The 17565-nt window shown below is 50.1% G+C and carries 19 protein-coding genes and 2 tRNA genes; all 21 read left to right on the top strand.

Annotation, left to right across the window (positions count from 1 at the left end; translation table 11 throughout):
* Nucleotides 1-104: 104 nt before the first annotated feature.
* On the top strand, nt 105-875 hold the full coding sequence (locus PGS38_RS14690) for a dihydroorotate dehydrogenase electron transfer subunit (RefSeq protein WP_022461999.1): 771 nt from the start codon (nt 105-107) through the stop codon (nt 873-875).
* A gap of 24 nt (nt 876-899) precedes the next feature.
* A complete protein-coding gene (locus PGS38_RS14695; RefSeq protein ID WP_022462000.1) occupies nt 900-1802 on the top strand; it encodes a dihydroorotate dehydrogenase in 903 nt (300 codons plus the stop codon).
* A 247-nt stretch (nt 1803-2049) separates the two neighbouring features.
* A complete protein-coding gene (locus tag PGS38_RS14700) occupies nt 2050-2991 on the top strand; it encodes a C40 family peptidase (RefSeq protein WP_118595601.1) in 942 nt (313 codons plus the stop codon).
* A gap of 228 nt (nt 2992-3219) precedes the next feature.
* Nucleotides 3220-4437 (top strand): iron-containing alcohol dehydrogenase, encoded by a 1218-nt coding sequence (locus PGS38_RS14705; protein WP_055227104.1) that lies wholly within the window; start codon nt 3220-3222, stop codon nt 4435-4437.
* A gap of 217 nt (nt 4438-4654) precedes the next feature.
* Complete coding sequence (gene pyrE / locus PGS38_RS14710) at nt 4655-5332, top strand: orotate phosphoribosyltransferase (protein ID WP_117802627.1); 678 nt, start codon at nt 4655-4657, stop codon at nt 5330-5332.
* A gap of 33 nt (nt 5333-5365) precedes the next feature.
* The gene (locus PGS38_RS14715; RefSeq protein ID WP_055221261.1) at nt 5366-5518 is read left to right on the top strand and encodes a hypothetical protein; all 153 of its coding nucleotides are present in this window, start codon (nt 5366-5368) and stop codon (nt 5516-5518) included.
* A 114-nt stretch (nt 5519-5632) separates the two neighbouring features.
* On the top strand, nt 5633-6109 hold the full coding sequence (locus tag PGS38_RS14720) for a VanZ family protein (RefSeq protein ID WP_055221318.1): 477 nt from the start codon (nt 5633-5635) through the stop codon (nt 6107-6109).
* Nucleotides 6090-6407, top strand: a complete 318-nt coding sequence (locus PGS38_RS14725) for a hypothetical protein (protein ID WP_173841566.1) — start codon at nt 6090-6092, stop codon at nt 6405-6407. Before PGS38_RS14720 ends, PGS38_RS14725 begins: the two co-directional genes overlap by 20 nt.
* A 66-nt stretch (nt 6408-6473) precedes the next feature.
* Entirely contained in the window at nt 6474-7085 is a 612-nt protein-coding gene (locus tag PGS38_RS14730; protein ID WP_117760545.1) for an HD domain-containing protein, read from the top strand.
* A gap of 67 nt (nt 7086-7152) precedes the next feature.
* Nucleotides 7153-9174, top strand: coding sequence for an aminopeptidase (locus PGS38_RS14735; RefSeq protein WP_270476390.1), 2022 nt, complete (start codon nt 7153-7155; stop codon nt 9172-9174).
* A 122-nt stretch (nt 9175-9296) separates the two neighbouring features.
* Nucleotides 9297-9803 (top strand): 5-(carboxyamino)imidazole ribonucleotide mutase, encoded by a 507-nt coding sequence (gene purE / locus PGS38_RS14740; RefSeq protein WP_022462013.1) that lies wholly within the window; start codon nt 9297-9299, stop codon nt 9801-9803.
* A gap of 25 nt (nt 9804-9828) precedes the next feature.
* Nucleotides 9829-10854: a phosphoribosylformylglycinamidine cyclo-ligase gene (gene purM, locus PGS38_RS14745; RefSeq protein ID WP_055221253.1), complete on the top strand. Its 1026-nt coding sequence runs from the start codon at nt 9829-9831 to the stop codon at nt 10852-10854.
* Complete coding sequence (purN, locus tag PGS38_RS14750) at nt 10848-11474, top strand: phosphoribosylglycinamide formyltransferase (RefSeq protein WP_022462015.1); 627 nt, start codon at nt 10848-10850, stop codon at nt 11472-11474. The genes purM and purN overlap by 7 nt, the downstream gene beginning before the upstream one ends.
* 5 nt (nt 11475-11479) lie before the next feature.
* Nucleotides 11480-12751, top strand: a complete 1272-nt coding sequence (gene purD, locus PGS38_RS14755; RefSeq protein ID WP_118666978.1) for a phosphoribosylamine--glycine ligase — start codon at nt 11480-11482, stop codon at nt 12749-12751.
* Nucleotides 12752-12930: 179 nt separating this feature from the next.
* On the top strand, nt 12931-13098 hold the full coding sequence (locus tag PGS38_RS14760) for a hypothetical protein (protein WP_158554991.1): 168 nt from the start codon (nt 12931-12933) through the stop codon (nt 13096-13098).
* 84 nt (nt 13099-13182) lie between these two features.
* Nucleotides 13183-13255 (top strand) — tRNA-Val (locus tag PGS38_RS14765).
* 33 nt (nt 13256-13288) lie between these two features.
* Nucleotides 13289-13362: transfer RNA gene (locus PGS38_RS14770), tRNA-Met, on the top strand.
* Nucleotides 13363-13551: 189 nt separating this feature from the next.
* Nucleotides 13552-14685: a dTDP-4-amino-4,6-dideoxygalactose transaminase gene (gene rffA / locus PGS38_RS14775; protein ID WP_117760542.1), complete on the top strand. Its 1134-nt coding sequence runs from the start codon at nt 13552-13554 to the stop codon at nt 14683-14685.
* Between the two features lie 6 nt (nt 14686-14691).
* Nucleotides 14692-15300 carry a YdcF family protein gene (locus PGS38_RS14780; protein WP_118595604.1) on the top strand — a complete coding sequence of 203 codons (609 nt, stop codon included), beginning with the start codon at nt 14692-14694 and terminating at the stop codon, nt 15298-15300.
* A 280-nt stretch (nt 15301-15580) separates the two neighbouring features.
* Nucleotides 15581-15811: a hypothetical protein gene (locus PGS38_RS14785; RefSeq protein ID WP_055227097.1), complete on the top strand. Its 231-nt coding sequence runs from the start codon at nt 15581-15583 to the stop codon at nt 15809-15811.
* 84 nt (nt 15812-15895) lie between these two features.
* On the top strand, nt 15896-17563 hold the full coding sequence (gene rlmD / locus PGS38_RS14790; protein ID WP_119188584.1) for a 23S rRNA (uracil(1939)-C(5))-methyltransferase RlmD: 1668 nt from the start codon (nt 15896-15898) through the stop codon (nt 17561-17563).
* Nucleotides 17564-17565: the final 2 nt, after the last annotated feature.

A 17565-nucleotide genomic window follows, 5' to 3' on the forward strand; every position in this document is an offset into this window, starting at 1 on the left:
TACAGGGTGAAAAGCTCAGAAGGTCTGCCGGGTAGACGTTATGTCCGCCGGAGGATATTTTGGGCTTTTCGCCGATTCAAGAAAATAAAAGGAGTGTTCAGCTTATGAAAATCAAGGAATGCTGTACTGTGGAAAGTCAGGAGTGCATTGCAAAAGGAATTTACAGCATGTGGATTTCCACGAAAGTGATTGCGAAAGAGGCGAAGGCCGGCCAGTTTATTTCTCTGTTTTCGAAGGACGGCAGCCGTCTTCTGCCGCGTCCGATTTCTCTTTGTGAGATCGACCGAGAGGGAGGAAGACTTCGGATTGTCTACCGTGTGGCAGGTGCAGGAACGGAGGAGTTTTCGCATCTGAAAGCGGGGGATGAGGTTGATATTTTAGGACCGCTTGGAAATGGATTCCCGATCGAGGAAGGTAAGGGAAAACGTGTGATGCTGATGGGCGGCGGTATCGGTGTTCCGCCGATGCTGCAGACGGCGAAGGATCTTGGAACGGACACGATCATCTGCTGTGGTTACCGCGATGAGTTGTTCTTAAATGAGGAGTTTGCTGCGGCAGGCGATCTTCATATTGCAACGGAGGACGGAAGTGCCGGTGTGAAGGGCAATGTGATGGATGCGGTGCGCGAGGATCATCTGGAAGCAGATGTAATTTTTGCCTGCGGTCCGGCTCCGATGCTGCGTGCGATTAAGGCGTACGGTCTGGAAAAGGGAATTCCATGCTGGATTTCGATGGAAGAGAAGATGGCGTGCGGCGTTGGCGCATGTCTTGCGTGTGTCTGCCAGTCGACTGAGGTGGATGGTCATTCACATGTGCACAACAAGCGGATCTGCAAGGACGGACCGGTCTTTTTAAGTACGGAAATTGAGCTGTAAGTGACGCGAGGAGGAGAAAAAGCGATGAAGACAAGTGTGAATCTGGCGGGTGTGGAACTGAAGAATCCGGTTATGACGGCATCTGGTACGTTTGGCTCCGGCGCGGAGTACAGTGAGTTTGTGGATTTGAAGGAGCTTGGCGCGGTTGTGACGAAGGGTGTTGCGAATGTGCCGTGGCCGGGGAATCCGACGCCGCGTATTGCGGAGGTTTACGGCGGAATGCTGAATGCGATCGGACTGCAGAATCCTGGTATTGATGTGTTCTGTGAGAGGGATATTCCGTTTTTGAAACAGTTTGACACGAAGATTGTGGTGAATGTGTGTGGACGGACGACGGAGGATTACTGTGAGGTTGTGGAGCGATTGACTTCGGAGCCGGTGGATCTGCTGGAGATTAATATTTCGTGCCCGAATGTGAAGGAGGGCGGTATTGCGTTTGGACAGGATCCGAAGGCGGTGGAGGCGATCACCAGAGAAGTTAAAAAATATGCGAAGCAGCCGATTATTATGAAATTGAGCCCGAATGTGACGGATATTACGGAGATGGCGCGGGCTGCGGAAGCCGGCGGGGCGGATGTGCTGTCGCTGATCAATACGCTTACTGGGATGAAGATTGATATTGAACGGCAGAAGTTTGCGATTGCGAATAAGACTGGCGGTATGTCGGGGCCGGCGGTGAAGCCGATTGCGGTGCGGATGGTGTATCAGGTGGCGCAGGCAGTGAAAGTGCCGATTATTGGTATGGGCGGTATTGCGTCGGCGGAGGATGCGCTGGAGTTTATTCTGGCGGGGGCTACGGCGGTTTCGATTGGGACGGCGAATTTCTTTAATCCGTATGCGACTGTTGAAACGGTTCGCGGTATCGAAGAGTATATGAGAAGGCATAAGGTTGACGATATTAATTCGCTGATCGGGGCGGTGAGATAAGACGGACGGCCTCGAGCGGCTTCGCATCTGCGGTGCGGCGGGCGAGAAAAAGAGGGCGGAACTGTGGCTCAGAATGGGCACAGTTCCGCCCTCTTTTTCTATGCCCGCCACACCGCAGGCGCAAATTCCAGTGAGATCTGGTTGTGTGGAGCTGAAACGAAGTAGGTCTGGATCCGCCGGGGGCGGATCGGCGTGAGAGTGTTGTGGTGGGTGCATAGTATATAGAAAATGGAAGGTGGTATGTGAGATGAAGTATGGGATCATTAAAGTGAAGCGGGCGTTTTTGTATGAGGAGAATGGGGTGGATGTGGTGGATGAGGTGTTTTTTGGATGGAGCGTGATGTGGGAAGATGAGGGGGAGTGGATTGAGGTTTGGACGCATTATGGGTATCGGGGGTGGATGGAGAGGAATTTGATTGAAGAGAAAAGCCGGGAGTGGATGGAGGAGAGGGAAAAGGCAGGGAATACGTATGTGGTGACACGCGGGTTTGCGGATGTGATGAGGGGAGCGCGGGTGCAGTCGCGGATGTTGGAGACGCTGGGACGGGGGTGTTTTGTGGAGAAAATGGAGGAGACGGAGAATGGGTATTGCAGGGTGAAACTGGCGAATGGGATCAGTGGGTTTGTGCCGGAGGTGGCATTAAGAAAAAGACTGGATTCGGATCGGTTTTTGTGGGGAAAATCGGAAGAGAGGTTTTTTGTGGAGCAGGGGATTCCGGAGGGGTGGTCGGAAGAGAAGTTTCGGAGGAAGGTTGTGGAGTGTGCGAAGGGGTATCTTGGATGCCAGTACCGGTGGGGCGGGAAGGCGGCGGATGGGATTGACTGTTCGGGTGTGGTGTTTATGGTGTATTTGATGAATGGGGTTTTGATTTGGCGGGATGCGGATATCAGGGAAGGGTATCCGATGAAAGCGATCTGGAGAGAAGGGGAGGAGATGTGTCTGGTGGAGGAACGGGCGAAGGCCGGGGATCTGCTGTTCTGGAGGGGGCATGTGGGGATGTATCTGGGGGACGGCAGGTATCTGCACTGTACGGGGCATGAGAGGGTGTTTGGGTGCAGGGTGAATAGTCTGCGGAGAGGGGATGAGGATTTTCGGGAGGATCTGGCGGAGGCGTTGAAAGTGGTTGGGAGTGTTTTTCGTGAAATATCTGGAAGCGGAAAGCTGGAGGAAAAGAGCGATGTACCGTGAAAAACAGGCATTGCGGGCGGCACGGGAGTAAATAAGACATATATAATTGACATCAGGAAATATCATTTTTGTATTGGAAATCCCTGAAAAAGTTTGTTATAATAATAACAAAGTCGAAAACAAAAGACAAAAGGCGGCTCAAACAGAGAGTAGGAAAAACAGAAATTCTGCTGATCTGATCTGCCGGAGCTGTCCATCAGAAGCAAAACAAGAAAGGGGTTCTGAACAATGGCAAGATTTACATTACCAAGAGATTTATACCACGGAAAGGGTGCTTTAGAGGCACTGAAAACATTCGAAGGAAAACGTGCAATCGTCTGTGTAGGCGGCGGCTCCATGAAACGTTTCGGTTTCCTGGATCGCGCAGTAGACTACCTGAAAGAAGCCGGCATGGAAGTACAGCTTTTTGAGGGAATCGAGTCTGACCCGTCAGTCGAGACTGTTATGCGCGGAGCAAAAGCGATGGAAGAGTTCCAGCCGGACTGGATCGTAGCAATGGGCGGCGGATCTCCGATCGACGCAGCAAAAGCAATGTGGATCAAATACGAGTATCCAGACATCACCTTCGAAGAAATGTGCAAGGTATTCGGAATGCCGAAACTCCGCAGAAAAGCTCATTTCTGTGCAATTTCTTCTACATCCGGAACAGCAACCGAGGTAACCGCGTTCGCAGTTATCACAGACTATGAAAAAGGTATCAAATACCCGCTGGCAGACTTCGAAATCACGCCGGACGTTGCAATCGTAGATCCGGATCTGGCAGAGACGATGCCGCAAAAGTTAGTTGCTCACACCGGTATGGACGCTATGACCCATGCAATCGAGGCATACGTTTCCACCGCGAACTGTGACTTCACCGATCCGCTGGCACTGTATGCAATCAAGATGATTCAGGCAGACCTGGTAGATTCCTACAACGGAGATATGGCAAAACGTGACAGCATGCACAACGCACAGTGCCTCGCTGGTATGGCATTCTCCAATGCACTTCTTGGCATTGTTCACTCCATGGCACATAAAACAGGCGCAGCATTCGCTGATTACGGCGCTCACCTGATCCACGGCGCAGCAAACGCTATGTACCTGCCGAAGGTTATCGCGTTCAACGCAAAAGACGAGACTGCAGCAAAACGTTATGCAGTGATCGCTGACGAGATGAAACTTGGCGGCGAGACAACGGAAGAGAAAGTAAAACTCCTCATTGACTATCTGCGCGGCATGAACGACAAACTGAACATTCCGCACTGCATCAAGAACTACGGAAAAGACAGCTATCCAACCGAGCAGGGCTTCGTTCCGGAAGACGTATTCCTGGAGAGACTGCACGACATCGCTGTAAATGCCATCGCCGATGCCTGCACCGGATCCAACCCGAGACAGCCATCTGTTGAAGAGATGGAAAAACTGCTGAAATGCTGCTACTATGATACAGAAGTAGATTTCTAAAAAGAAAACATATCAAAATCCCTCCGTTCTCTGGGCGGAGGGATTTTTTGCGTCAGAGAATGAAATTTATTTGTGTGGATTTTATGTTTTTTATGCGAAATCCTGTGTCTGGACTGGAAAAACAGAGGCATTTATGGTAGTATAGAACAGAATAGAAGTAAAAACGGGCGGCATGCGAGAACCGATGCCTTCCCCTGAAAATATGGAGGAAAATAAGATGGAACAGTATAAGAAAGAGTTCATTGAATTCATGGTCGAGAGCCAGGTATTAAAATTTGGAGAGTTCACCCTGAAAAGCGGAAGAAAATCCCCGTTCTTTATGAATGCAGGCGCTTACGTAACCGGCAGTCAGTTAAAACGTCTCGGCGAGTATTACGCAAAAGCAATCCATGACAACTACGGGCTGGATTTTGACGTTCTGTTCGGACCGGCATACAAAGGAATTCCGCTCAGTGTTGTAACAGCAATTGCGATTCATGATCTCTACGGTGTAGAAGTACGCTACTGCTCCAACCGGAAGGAAGCCAAAGACCACGGTGGAGATGCAGGACTGCTGCTTGGAAGCAAGATCAAAGACGGTGACCGCGTTGTCATTATTGAGGATGTAACCACTTCCGGAAAATCCATCGAGGAGACCTTCCCGATCATCCAGGCACAGGGCAATGTGGAGATCAAAGGACTGATGGTATCCTTAAACCGCATGGAGCGCGGAAAAGGCGATAAGAGCGCACTCGAGGAAATCCAGGAAACCTATGGCTTCCCGGCAAATGCCATTGTAACCATGGAGGACGTTATCACGTATCTGTACAACCGTCCATGCCAGGGCAAAATTCAGATCGATGACAAGATGAAGGCTGCCATTGATGCATATTATGAGGAGTACGGCGTGAAATAAGATGCGGTACACCGGGAAAGGGAGTTTTGCGCTATGAATGAAAAGATTTATAAAACCATGGGACGTGTCGGCGGCGGAAATATCGCTATGGGCGCCGTACTGGTTGTTGTTGGCGTGGCAACCGGTGTTCTGATGATCGTAAGCGGGGCAGGCCTGCTGAAACGACGCGGGGAAATCATGTTCTAAAAGCGCCTTTTAAAAAGAAAAAATGCCGGGATATTTCGGAAGCGCGTGCGCCGATGAGGTATGCCGGCGTTTCTGATAGCAGAGGGGAGAACAACGCAGAAAGGGGAAACGAAGATGAAGCAGGAGACGAAAGCCAGAATCCGCGTTGTGGGACGGATTTTATTTCTGGTGTATCTTCTTGCGCTCGTTTATTTTCTGTTTTTTGCAGAAGAATACGGGAGAAGAAACTTTTTTGAACTGGATTACCGTTACAATCTGGTGCCGTTTCAGGAAATCAGACGGTTCTGGATTTACCGCGAAAAGGTGGGATTCCTTGCCGCATTTTTAAATCTGGCGGGCAATGTGATCGGTTTTCTGCCGTTCGGCTTTATCGTTCCGGTGATGCACAAAAAAATGGAGAGTTTCTGGAAAGTATCGCTTCTTGGTTTTATGTTCAGCCTCTGCGTGGAGACGATTCAGCTCATCACGAAGGTGGGCTGCTTTGATGTAGATGATCTGATGCTGAATACGCTTGGAGCCATGATCGGCTGCGGCGCATTCCTGATCTGCAATAAATTCAGGAGATGGAAATATGGCGAGGAAGAAGTATAATTACAATTTTGTCCGGAAGCCGTCGGAAGGCGGAAAGGAAGCTCTCTATATGGCAGGTGCTTCGGTCTTTCTGTTTCTGCTGGCTTCGGGCGTATCGTTTGCATTCCGCGGAAACGGAGGCATTTTTCTCGGAGCAGCGGGACTGTTCTCATTCCTTCTGTCGGGATACGGCTTCTATGTGGGAATGAAGAGCTTTAAAGAAGAACAGGTCAGCCACAGAATGTCGGTTCTCGGCTCGATTACGAGTGGCGGCATGCTGGTCGCATGGCTGGCACTGTTTCTGATCGGTGTGAGATAAATGTACTCTCGTAAAATCAAGCACAGAAAGACTCCGGGAGTACATATAAAAGAAAAGGGGAAAAAGATGGATCGCGAACGTTTTGAAAAACAGCTGAATTTTATTCTGGAGATTGATAAAGAAAAACAGATCCTGCGCCAGACGCACATCCGCGGCTATTCGCGCCAGGAGGACGACGCGGAGCACGCATGGCACATGGCGGTGATGGCATTTCTGCTGCAGGAATATTCGAATGAGAAAATCGACATCGGCAGAACGATGCTCATGCTGCTGATCCACGACCTCGTGGAGATTGATGCAGGCGACACGTATGCGTACGACGCGGAGGCAAACAAAACAAAAGACGAGAGAGAACACAAAGCGGCCGAGCGCATCTACGGCCTGCTGCCGGAGGATCAGGGAAAAATGCTGATGGATCTCTGGCTCGAGTTCGAAGCGTATGAGACACCGGAAGCGCGCTTTGCCCATGTGATGGACAATTTCCAGCCGCTGCTTTTAAATCATGAGAACGATGGAAAAGACTGGACCAGCCACAATGTGCGGATTTCCCAGCCGTTAAAACGAAACGAGAAGACGGCGACCGGCTCCGAGGAGATCTGGAGTTATATGGAAGAGATTCTCGAACAGAGTATCCGGGATGGAAAAATTATTGACGACCGGGAAGAAAAACAGGAATAAGTTAAGAAGAATGAGGGGCAGATCTGCCCCTCGTAACAGTTAAAGAGAAACAGAAAGGGATTTTTTTATGACGGATGAATTATTAAACGAGCGGTATGCGCTTGCAATTGAGCGGATCCGCCAGATTCCGGCGGAAAAAAGCGTTCCGCAGCCGTACCGCGATTTTTTTGCACAGATGGCACAGTACCTCTGCAAAATGGACCAGATCCGGAGCAGAATCGCAGAAGGATATCTAAAAACAGCATCCGAGGAAGAGCTGGCTGTTTTTAACCGCGAGCCGTATGAAGATGTGATCGGGGAGTGGTATGAGACCTCCTACGGAAACCCGGCGTTTGCCGTGCGGGCACTTGGTGAAACGCATGGAAGGAGCCTCTGCTGCCTGTACCGGGAGCTGGGAAATGCTGTTGTCTGGGTCTATGAGGACCGCCTGCTGGAGCTGACTGCGGCGATGGAGCTGTATCTCGAGTTGTATGCGATGTTCGAGGAGAAGACGCTGCCGTCCGCGCAGTATGTAAAAGAGAGCATTTACTGGTATGTGAGCGATTACGCCGAGGAGCGCCAGGAATACCAGGTGCGCGAAATCGTCGACCCGTCGCTGCACTTTGTGAAGGATATTGTGATGGAATCTGATCTGACGGATCTGCGGTATCTGTACCAGTACGGCGAATATATCACCGAAAATGAGAAGGGTACAGCCCGCTTTTTAAATACGTTCAGCCAGGAAGAAATCGACGCGATGGCACGCACCTACACAGAAGGCTTCCGCAAGTGCTTTCTCGTGGCGCGAAAAGATCTGTCGAAAAAGAAGACAGTCAGCATCCGCTTCCACATCGGTTTTGAGCGCATGATCCGTGCGGCAATATTACAGTTCCGCGAGATGGGACTCGAGCCGGTGATTTCCAGCGGCGCGCGGAGAACGTGGGTTGCCGGTGCGTCTGCGAATAAGCAGTATGACTACGATCACCGGAACGATGAGGCGCTGTATCTCAACGAGGATCTCGTGAAGAGACGGCTCCGCGCGATGCAGGTGAAATACGACGAGTACAAAGAACTGGCGGACGGCTATGCCGGCCCTGCCGTGGTGGAAACCTTCGGCGAAGTTCCGTTTGAGCCAGTAAATAAAAAACAGGCACTGCACTTAAATGAGCGCCAGCAAAAGCTCCGTGTCGGTTTCCAGAACGAGGCGGGCCAGATTGTAAACCGCTATATCAAGGATGACGAGTACGGCTACACGATCATCGCCTACCCGATGCCGGAGATCGATCCGCGCTACGAAAAAATTTTTTGTGAGATCGTAAAGATCAACACGCTCGATTACGAAAAATACCAGCGCATCCAGCAGTACCTGATCGATGCGCTCGACGAGGGTGTTTCCGTGCATGTGCTTGGAAAAGGAGAGAACAGAACGGATCTGCGCGTGATGCTGCATCATCTGAACGATCCTGCGAAAGAGACGAATTTCGAGAACTGTGTTGCCGACTGCAATATTCCGGTCGGAGAGGTCTTTACTTCCCCGAGCCTTACCGGCACGACAGGCGTGCTCCATGTGACGGGAGTCTACCTGAACGAGCTGTATTACCGCGATCTCTGCCTGACGCTGACCGACGGCATGATCACCGCGTATGACTGCGCAAACTTCGAAAAAGAAGAGGACAATCGTACTTATATAGAAGAAAACCTGCTGTATCACCACAGGACGCTGCCGATCGGTGAGTTTGCCATCGGAACGAACACGATGGCGTACGTGATGGCAGAGCAGTACGGCATCGCCGGAAAACTGCCGATCCTGATCGCAGAGAAGATGGGCCCGCATTTTGCGATAGGCGACACCTGCTACGCCTGGGCGGAGGACAGCCCGATGTACAACCCGGACGGAAAAGAAGTAATCGCGCGCGAGAACGAGGTTTCGGCAAAACGGAAAGAAGATCCGTCGAAAGCATACTTCGGATGCCACACGGACATCACGATTCCGTACCGCGAACTGCAGTCGGTTGCGGTCGAAAAAGCAGACGGAACGACGATCCCTCTCATTGAGGACGGACGCTTCGTCCTGCCGGGAACGGAAGAATTAAATGAACCTTTTGGCTGATTATGGGTTGACATTTCTGCGCCTGCTTAGTATATTATAAGCAGAACTGAATGATTAAAACATAAATATAAGCATAACTAATGAATAACGCTTAGAACAGTTAATCAGAAAAGGAGAACAACATGGCTAAAGTAGGAATTGTGATGGGCAGCGACTCTGATATGCCGGTAATGAGCAAAGCAGCCGACATGCTGGAAAAATTTGGAATTGAGTACGAGATGAAAATCATCTCCGCACACCGCGAGCCGGATGTATTTTTCGAATATGCAAAAACCGCAGAGGAGAAAGGCTTCAAGGTTATCATTGCAGGCGCAGGTATGGCAGCTCATCTGCCGGGTATGTGCGCAGCTATTTTCCCAATGCCGGTCATCGGAATTCCGATGCATACCACATCGCTTGGAGGTCGTGATTCCCTGTACTCCATCGTACAGATGCCGAGCGGCATTCCGGTAGCAACCGTTGCCATCAATGGCGGTGCCAATGCCGGAATCCTGGCAGCAAAGATTCTTGCAACTTCCGATCCGGAACTGCTTGCAAAACTGAAAGCATATACACAGGAAATGAAAGAGCAGGTTGAGGCAAAAGACGCAAAACTGCAGGAAACAGGATACCGTAACTACAGTAAATAAAAACAAAGGACAAGGGAGGTTCACCATGGATTACAAGAACGCAGGAGTAGATATTGAAGCTGGATACAAATCAGTAGAATTAATGAAAGAGCATGTAAAGAAAACCATGCGCCCGGAGGTATTAGGCGGCCTTGGCGGTTTTTCCGGCGCTTTTTCCCTGGCAAAAATCAAAGAAATGGAAGAGCCGGTGCTGCTTTCCGGTACAGACGGATGCGGAACCAAGGTGAAGCTCGCCATGATTCTTGATAAACACGACACCATCGGCATCGATGCTGTTGCCATGTGTGTGAATGATATCGCATGTGCCGGCGGAGAACCGCTGTTCTTCCTGGACTACATCGCATGCGGAAAGAACTATCCGGAGAAAATCGCTTCGATCGTAAAAGGCGTTGCAGAAGGCTGTCTGCAGTCCGACGCGGCACTGATCGGCGGCGAGACCGCAGAGCATCCGGGCCTGATGCCGGAGGATGAGTACGATCTGGCAGGCTTTGCTGTCGGTGTCTGCGACAAGAAAGATATGATTACCGGCGAAAATCTGGCAGCCGGAGACGTGCTGATCGGAATGGCTTCCACAGGCGTTCACAGCAATGGATTTTCTCTTGTCCGCAAGGTCTTTGATATGACAAAAGATTCTTTGAATACATACTATGATGAGCTCGGCGCAACCCTCGGCGAGACCCTGCTTGCACCGACCCGGATCTATGTAAAAGCACTCCGTGCGATCAAAGATGCCGGCGTAACCGTAAAAGCGTGCAGCCACATCACCGGAGGCGGCTTCTACGAGAACATTCCGCGTATGCTCAAAGACAACACCGTAGCCGTTGTACAGAAAGACAGCTACACCGTACCGCCGATCTTCGATCTGATGGCAAAGAAGGGCAATATTGACGAGCAGATGATGTACAACACCTTCAACATGGGTATCGGAATGGTACTGGCCGTTGATCCGGAGGATGTAGATGCAGCCATGAAAGCCATCCGTTCCACCGGCGATACTCCGTATGTGATCGGACATATTGAAAACGGAGAAAAAGGAGTACAGTTATGCTAAGATTAGCAGTTCTCGTCTCCGGCGGCGGCACGAACCTGCAGGCGATTCTGGATGCGATTGACGAGGGAACCATCACAAACGCGGAGGTTTCTGTTGTCATCAGCAACAATGCAGGAGCGTATGCGCTGGAGCGTGCGAAAAAGAAGGAGATTGATGCGGTATGCCTTTCCCCGAAGACCTTTGCATCGAGAGAAGCATTCAACGAGGCACTGCTGGCGAAACTGCAGTCGTACAACGTCGATCTCGTTGTGCTCGCAGGATGCCTGGTTGTGATCCCGCAGAGCATTGTGGATGCTTATCCGAATAAGATCATCAACATTCATCCGTCCCTCATTCCGTCGTTCTGCGGAACGGGCTATTACGGACTGAAAGTGCACGAGGGCGTATTATCCCGCGGCGTCAAAGTGACGGGAGCGACGGTTCATTTTGTGGACGGCGGAACAGACACCGGCCCGATTATTCTGCAGAAGGCAGTCGAAGTGCACGAGGGCGATACACCGAAGGCACTGCAGCAGCGCGTCATGGAAGAGGCCGAGTGGGTCATCATGCCGCGTGCGATTGATCTGATTGCAAACGGAAAAGTAACGGTAGAAGACGGACACGTAAAGATAAAGGAGTAAGAGCGATGAAAGTACTGATTGTAGGAAGCGGCGGAAGAGAGCATGCGATTGCCTGGAAGGTGGCGCAGAGCCCGAAGGTAGACAAGATTTACTGCGCTCCTGGAAACGCAGGAATTGCGGAGTACGCAGAGTGTGTCGATATTGCAGCGATGGAGTTTGACAAGCTCGTTGCTTTTGCGAAAGAAAAAGAGATTGACCTGACCGTCATCGGCATGGATGATCCGCTGGTCGGCGGTGTTGTCGATGCGTTTGAGGCAGAGGGACTGCGCGTATTCGGACCAAGAAAGAATGCGGCAATCCTGGAAGGATCGAAAGCGTTCTCCAAAGACCTGATGAAAAAATACCATATCCCGACGGCGGCATACGAGACATTCTCCGATCCAGAAGCGGCAGAGAAATATCTCGAGACTGCAAAATTCCCGATCGTGCTGAAAGCCGACGGTCTGGCGCTTGGAAAAGGCGTTCTGATCTGCAACACCTTAGAGGAAGCAAAAGAGGGCGTTAAGACGATCATGCTCGACAAGAAATTCGGCAGTGCCGGAAATGAGATGGTCATCGAGGAATTTATGACGGGACGCGAAGTTTCCGTGCTCTCTTTTGTCGATGGAAAGACGATCAAGACGATGAGTTCTGCGCAGGATCACAAGAGAGCAGGAGACGGCGATACCGGTCTTAACACCGGCGGCATGGGAAACTTCTCTCCGAGCCCGTTCTACACAAAAGAGGTGGATGATTTCTGTAAGAAATATATTTATCAGCCGACAGTAGATGCGATGGCAGCAGAGGGAAGACCGTTTAAAGGCGTGATCTTCTTCGGACTGATGCTGACACCGGATGGACCGAAGGTGCTGGAGTACAATGCCCGCTTTGGCGATCCGGAGGCACAGGTTGTGCTTCCTCGTATGAAAACAGATATCATCGATGTATTTGAAGCCTGCATCGATGGAACGCTTGACCAGATTGATCTGCAGTTTGCAGACAATGCGTGTGTCTGCGTTGTACTGGCTTCGAACGGTTACCCGGTTTCCTACGAGAAGGGATTCCCGATCCGTGGGCTTGCGACATTCAAAGAGCATGAGGGCTACTACTGCTTCCACGCCGGAACGAAGTTCAAGGACGGCGAGATCGTGACGAACGGAGGCCGTGTACTCGGCGTGACAGCACTTGGCGATACCCTGAAAGAGGCACGTGCGAATGCATATAAGGCTGTTGAATGGGTTGACTTTGACAATAAATATTACCGCCATGATATTGGAAAAGCGATTGACGAAGCGTAACGTGAATGTGAATTTTAATTTTGAGTAAAATGGAGCCGCCAGAATCCCGGTGAAAGGGAAATCTGGCGGCTTTGTCTTTTTATTCAGAAAAGGGAATAAAGCGCCGCCGTTCCGGATACAATAGTAAGGAGATCCTTTGCTTTTTAGCAGAATCAGAACAGGAAAGGCGGTCGGAAAAGATGGGAATCGTTTGTCTGGCGGGGATTTTTGCCGTATTTCTTCTGCTTGCATGGACGCTCTGCCGGGCGGCAGGATGGGAGAAAGAACGGGAAGATCTGGAACAGGAGCAGTACCTGAAAGAGTGGCGGGAGAAAAAGTTGAAAAAATCGAAAAAATTTGAAAATTAGTGTTGACATTTGGCGGGTGGAATGCTATACTAACGAAGTCGGTTGGTGATACAGATAAAAAGCCGACAGACAAAACACTGATGTGGGGTCTTAGCTCAGCTGGGAGAGCATCTGCCTTACAAGCAGAGGGTCATAGGTTCGAGCCCTATAGGCCCCATATTTTATGAAAAACGGTGTTGAAAATGAATATGGCGAGATAGCTCAGTTGGCTAGAGCACGCGGTTCATACCCGCGGTGTCGAGGGTTCGAATCCCCCTCTCGCTACTTATGGAACCCTTGAGAAATCAAGGGTTCTTTTGGCTTTATGGACAGTATGATGATATGGCTGTCATGTCAAAATCGTGTCTTGAAATCCACAGGGATTTGTGAGAAAATAAGACTACCTAAGAGCTTGTTTTGGGCTCTGAAAGTAAATAAAACAGTAATGGATAGAAGAAAGATAAGGAAAAAACAATGATAGAGTTTAATAAACCACCTTTTATTGGAACAGAACTGGAATACATCCGCCAGGCGGCAGAGGAAAACAACAAGCTGTGCGGCGACGGTCCTTTTACGAAGAAATGTTCTGCCTGGATGCAGGACAATTTCAACGTAAAACATGCGATGCTTACGACATCCTGCACCCATGCACTGGAAATGGCAGCTTACCTGTCTGAGATTCGGCCGGGCGACGAAGTGATCATGCCGTCCTACACGTTTGTTTCCACTGCAGATGCCTTTGTTCTGCGCGGAGCAAAAATCGTCTACGTGGATATCCGTCCGGATACGATGAACATCGACGAGACCAAGATTGAGGATGCCATCACCGAAAAAACAAAAGCGATTGTTCCGGTTCACTATGCGGGCGTTGCCTGTGAAATGGATACCATCATGGATATTGCAAAACGCCATAACCTGAAGGTTGTAGAGGATGCGGCACAGGGTGTGAGCGCGTACTACAAGGGAAAAGCCCTTGGAACGATCGGCGATTTTGGCTGCTACAGCTTCCATGAGACGAAAAACTATACGATGGGAGAGGGCGGCGCGCTGCTGTTCCAGGATGAGAATTATCTGGAAAAAGCAGAGATCCTTCGTGAAAAGGGAACGAACCGCAGCAAGTTTTTCCGCGGACAGATCGACAAATATACTTGGATCGACTACGGCTCCTCCTATCTGCCGAGTGATATGAATGCGGCTTACCTGCTTGCAGAACTCGAGGAACATGAGAAAATCGACAGAAAGCGGATGGCCATCTACAACTATTACCATGAGCAGCTCCGTCCGCTGGCTGAGGCCGGAAAGATCGAGCAGCCGGTTGTGCCGGAAGGCTGTGTACATAATGCACATATGTACTTCATCAAGGCAAGAAATCTGGAAGTGCGTACAAAACTGATCAACTATATGAAAGAGCGCGGTGTGATGTGTGTCTTCCATTACGTTCCGCTCCATACCTCCCCGGCCGGACAGAAGTTCGGTGTTTTCCACGGAGAGGACAAATACACAACAAAAGAGAGCGAGCGCCTGATGCGTCTGCCGATGTTCTACAGCCTGTCTGAACAGGATATGGCATATGTCGTAGAGTGCCTCATGGACTTTAAAGAGTGGTAACATTTCATGTATGAGAAGTTTTTAAACTACTTTACGGACTATATTTTCGTGAAGGATGAGCCGCAGAAAGCCGATGTGATTTTTGTGCCGGGAAACGGATATCCGCAGATGGCGGCGCACGCGGCAGAACTCTGGAAAGAAGGATTTGCGCCGTATGTGCTTCCGTCGGGAAGATACAGTACTGTGCTCGGGCATTTCGCCGGTGTACAGGATCTTGCGGAGCAGTACGGCGGGAACTATGAAACCGAGTGGGAGTTTCTGCGGACGGTACTGCAGAAAAACGGCGTGCCGGAGAAAGCGATTCTGCGCGAAGACCAGGCGACGTATACGTATGAAAATGCACTGCGGTCACGGGAAGTGACAGATGCGGCGGGCATCGAGGTAAAAAAAGCGATCCTCTGCTGCCGGAATCTCCATGCGAGACGGTGTATTCTGTATTACCAGCTTGTCTACCCGGAGACAGAGTTTTTTGTCTGTCCTTCGGATATTGAGTTCACCAGAGAAAACTGGCATACAAAGGGTGAATGGATCGACCAGGTGTTAGGAGAAATGGAGCGCTGCGGCGGTCAGTTCCACAAGATTCTGCGGGAACTGCCGGCGGATTCTGAATTTTAACACCAGTAGACAAGAAGTCCCCCGCTTTTAAAGCGGTGAGATGAATTGTTAAAAGAAACATAACGGCAGTGGTAGGCGGAGAGAAATCGGTATCCTCCACTGACATGAGGAAAGTCACAGTCGAACTATTCTCGACATGTCAGACTCCGTGAAAATACCGACTGTAAGTTGAAACGAAAAGATTTATAAAAAAGAGCGGAAATTGTGGTAAAATTGCGGCTCGTATGGTATACTATCGTTAAGTTAAGTTTCTAATCTAAAGCAAAGGTTGGTGGACAGTATGAATAAGATTGATGAAGTATTAGAGCTTTTAAAACAGAGAGAACGTGAGAGCGAAAAACCGAAAAACGTGATTTTATGGGTCCTTGCCATTGTCGGAGCGGTAGCGGCAGTTGCAGGAATCGCATACGCAGTATACCGGTTTGTAACTCCGGATTATCTGGAAGACTTCGAAGATGATTTCGATGACGATTTCGACGATTACTTCGAGGATGAAGACGAAGATAAGTAGGATGGAAAAAAGAAACTCCGGTGCCGGAACGTGGTACCGGAGTTTTTCTGTCCGGAAATCAGTTTGACGTAGAAGGAGAAGAGAATGAAAAAAGGAGAAATTTACGAGGGAGTCGTGGAAAGAATCGATTTCCCGAATAAAGGACGTGTACATGTGGAGGGCGAGACGGTTACCGTGAAAAATGCAATTCCGGGACAGAAGATCCGCTTTCAGATCAACAAAAAAAGAAAGAACCGCATGGAGGGCCGCCTGCTCGAAGTAACAGAAAAATCCCCGATGGAAAAGCGCGATCCGGTCTGCAGTATTTTCCCGTCCTGCGGCGGATGCATGTACCAGACGATGAGTTATGAGGATCAGCTTGCAATGAAGGCCGGTCAGGTGAAAAAACTGCTCGACGATGCCCTCGTGGAGGCCGGCCAGGTCAATGAGGCGGGGGAGGCCGATTATCCGTTCCTTGGAATCAAGGGAAGTCCGAAGGAGTTTGCATACCGGAATAAAATGGAGTTTTCCTTCGGCGATGAATACAAGGACGGCCCGTTGTCTCTCGGACTTCATAAAAAGGGAAGCACCTACGATGTCCTGACCGCGTGCGACTGCAAAATCGTACATGAGGATTTCACAAAGATTCTGACCTGCGTGCTGGCGTACTTTAAAGAGCGGAACGCAAGTTACTACCACAAGATAAGCCACGAGGGTTACCTGCGCCACCTGCTGGTGCGAAGAGCCGAGAATACCGGAGAAATCCTGGTAAATCTCGTCACCACAAGCCAGGAAGAGTGGGATCTGATGCCGCTCGTGCAGGAAGTGCTTGGTCTGCCGCTGGAAGGAAAGGTTGTCGGATTACTCCATATCATAAATGATTCCCTGGCAGATGTTGTAAAGAGCGATGAGACAAAAGTGCTCTACGGACAGGACTACTTCTATGAAGAACTCCTCGGACTGAAATTCAAGATCACCCCGTTCTCCTTCTTCCAGACCAATTCCCGTGGCGCGGAAGTTCTCTACAGCACCGCCCGCGAGTTCGTCGGCGAGACGAAAGACCGCACGATCTTCGACCTCTACAGCGGAACCGGAACCATCGCCCAGATCCTTGCACCGGTCGCAAAAGAAGTGATCGGCGTGGAAATCGTGGAAGAAGCTGTTACAGCTGCAAAAGAGAACGCAGAGGCAAACGGCCTTACCAACTGCAGTTTCCTCGCCGGAGACGTGCTGAAGGTGATCGATGAAATCGAAGAAAAACCGGACTTCATCGTTCTTGATCCACCGCGCGAAGGAATCCATCCGAAGGCTCTGCCGAAGATAGTTGATTTATATAGGTGTGAAAAAATGCTTTACATCTCCTGCAAGCCGACTTCTCTTGCGCGGGATCTGGTAGAGTTTGCAAAATATGGATACCGTGTAGAAAAAGTCTGCTGTGTTGATATGTTTCCGGGAACGGTGCATGTGGAGACGGTTGTTCTTTTGTCCCAACAAAAGCCAGATGACACCATAGAGATCGACCTGGACCTGGATGAGCTGGACGCTACTGCTGCCGAGACCAAAGCTACCTATGAGGAAATTAAGGCATATATCTGGGATACGCACCATTTGAAAGTATCCAGCCTGTATATCTCACAGATTAAACGCAAGTGCGGATTAGAGGTTGGCCAGAATTATAACCTGTCCAAATCTGAAAATCCGAAAGTGCCAAAGTGTCCGCCAGAAAAGGAAGCGGCTATTATGGATGCACTGAAACATTTTCAAACGATTTGAGG

Origin of the sequence: Fusicatenibacter saccharivorans (genome assembly GCF_027667425.1) — a bacterium.
In the GTDB taxonomy this organism is placed as follows: Bacteria; Bacillota; Clostridia; order Lachnospirales; family Lachnospiraceae; genus Fusicatenibacter; species Fusicatenibacter saccharivorans.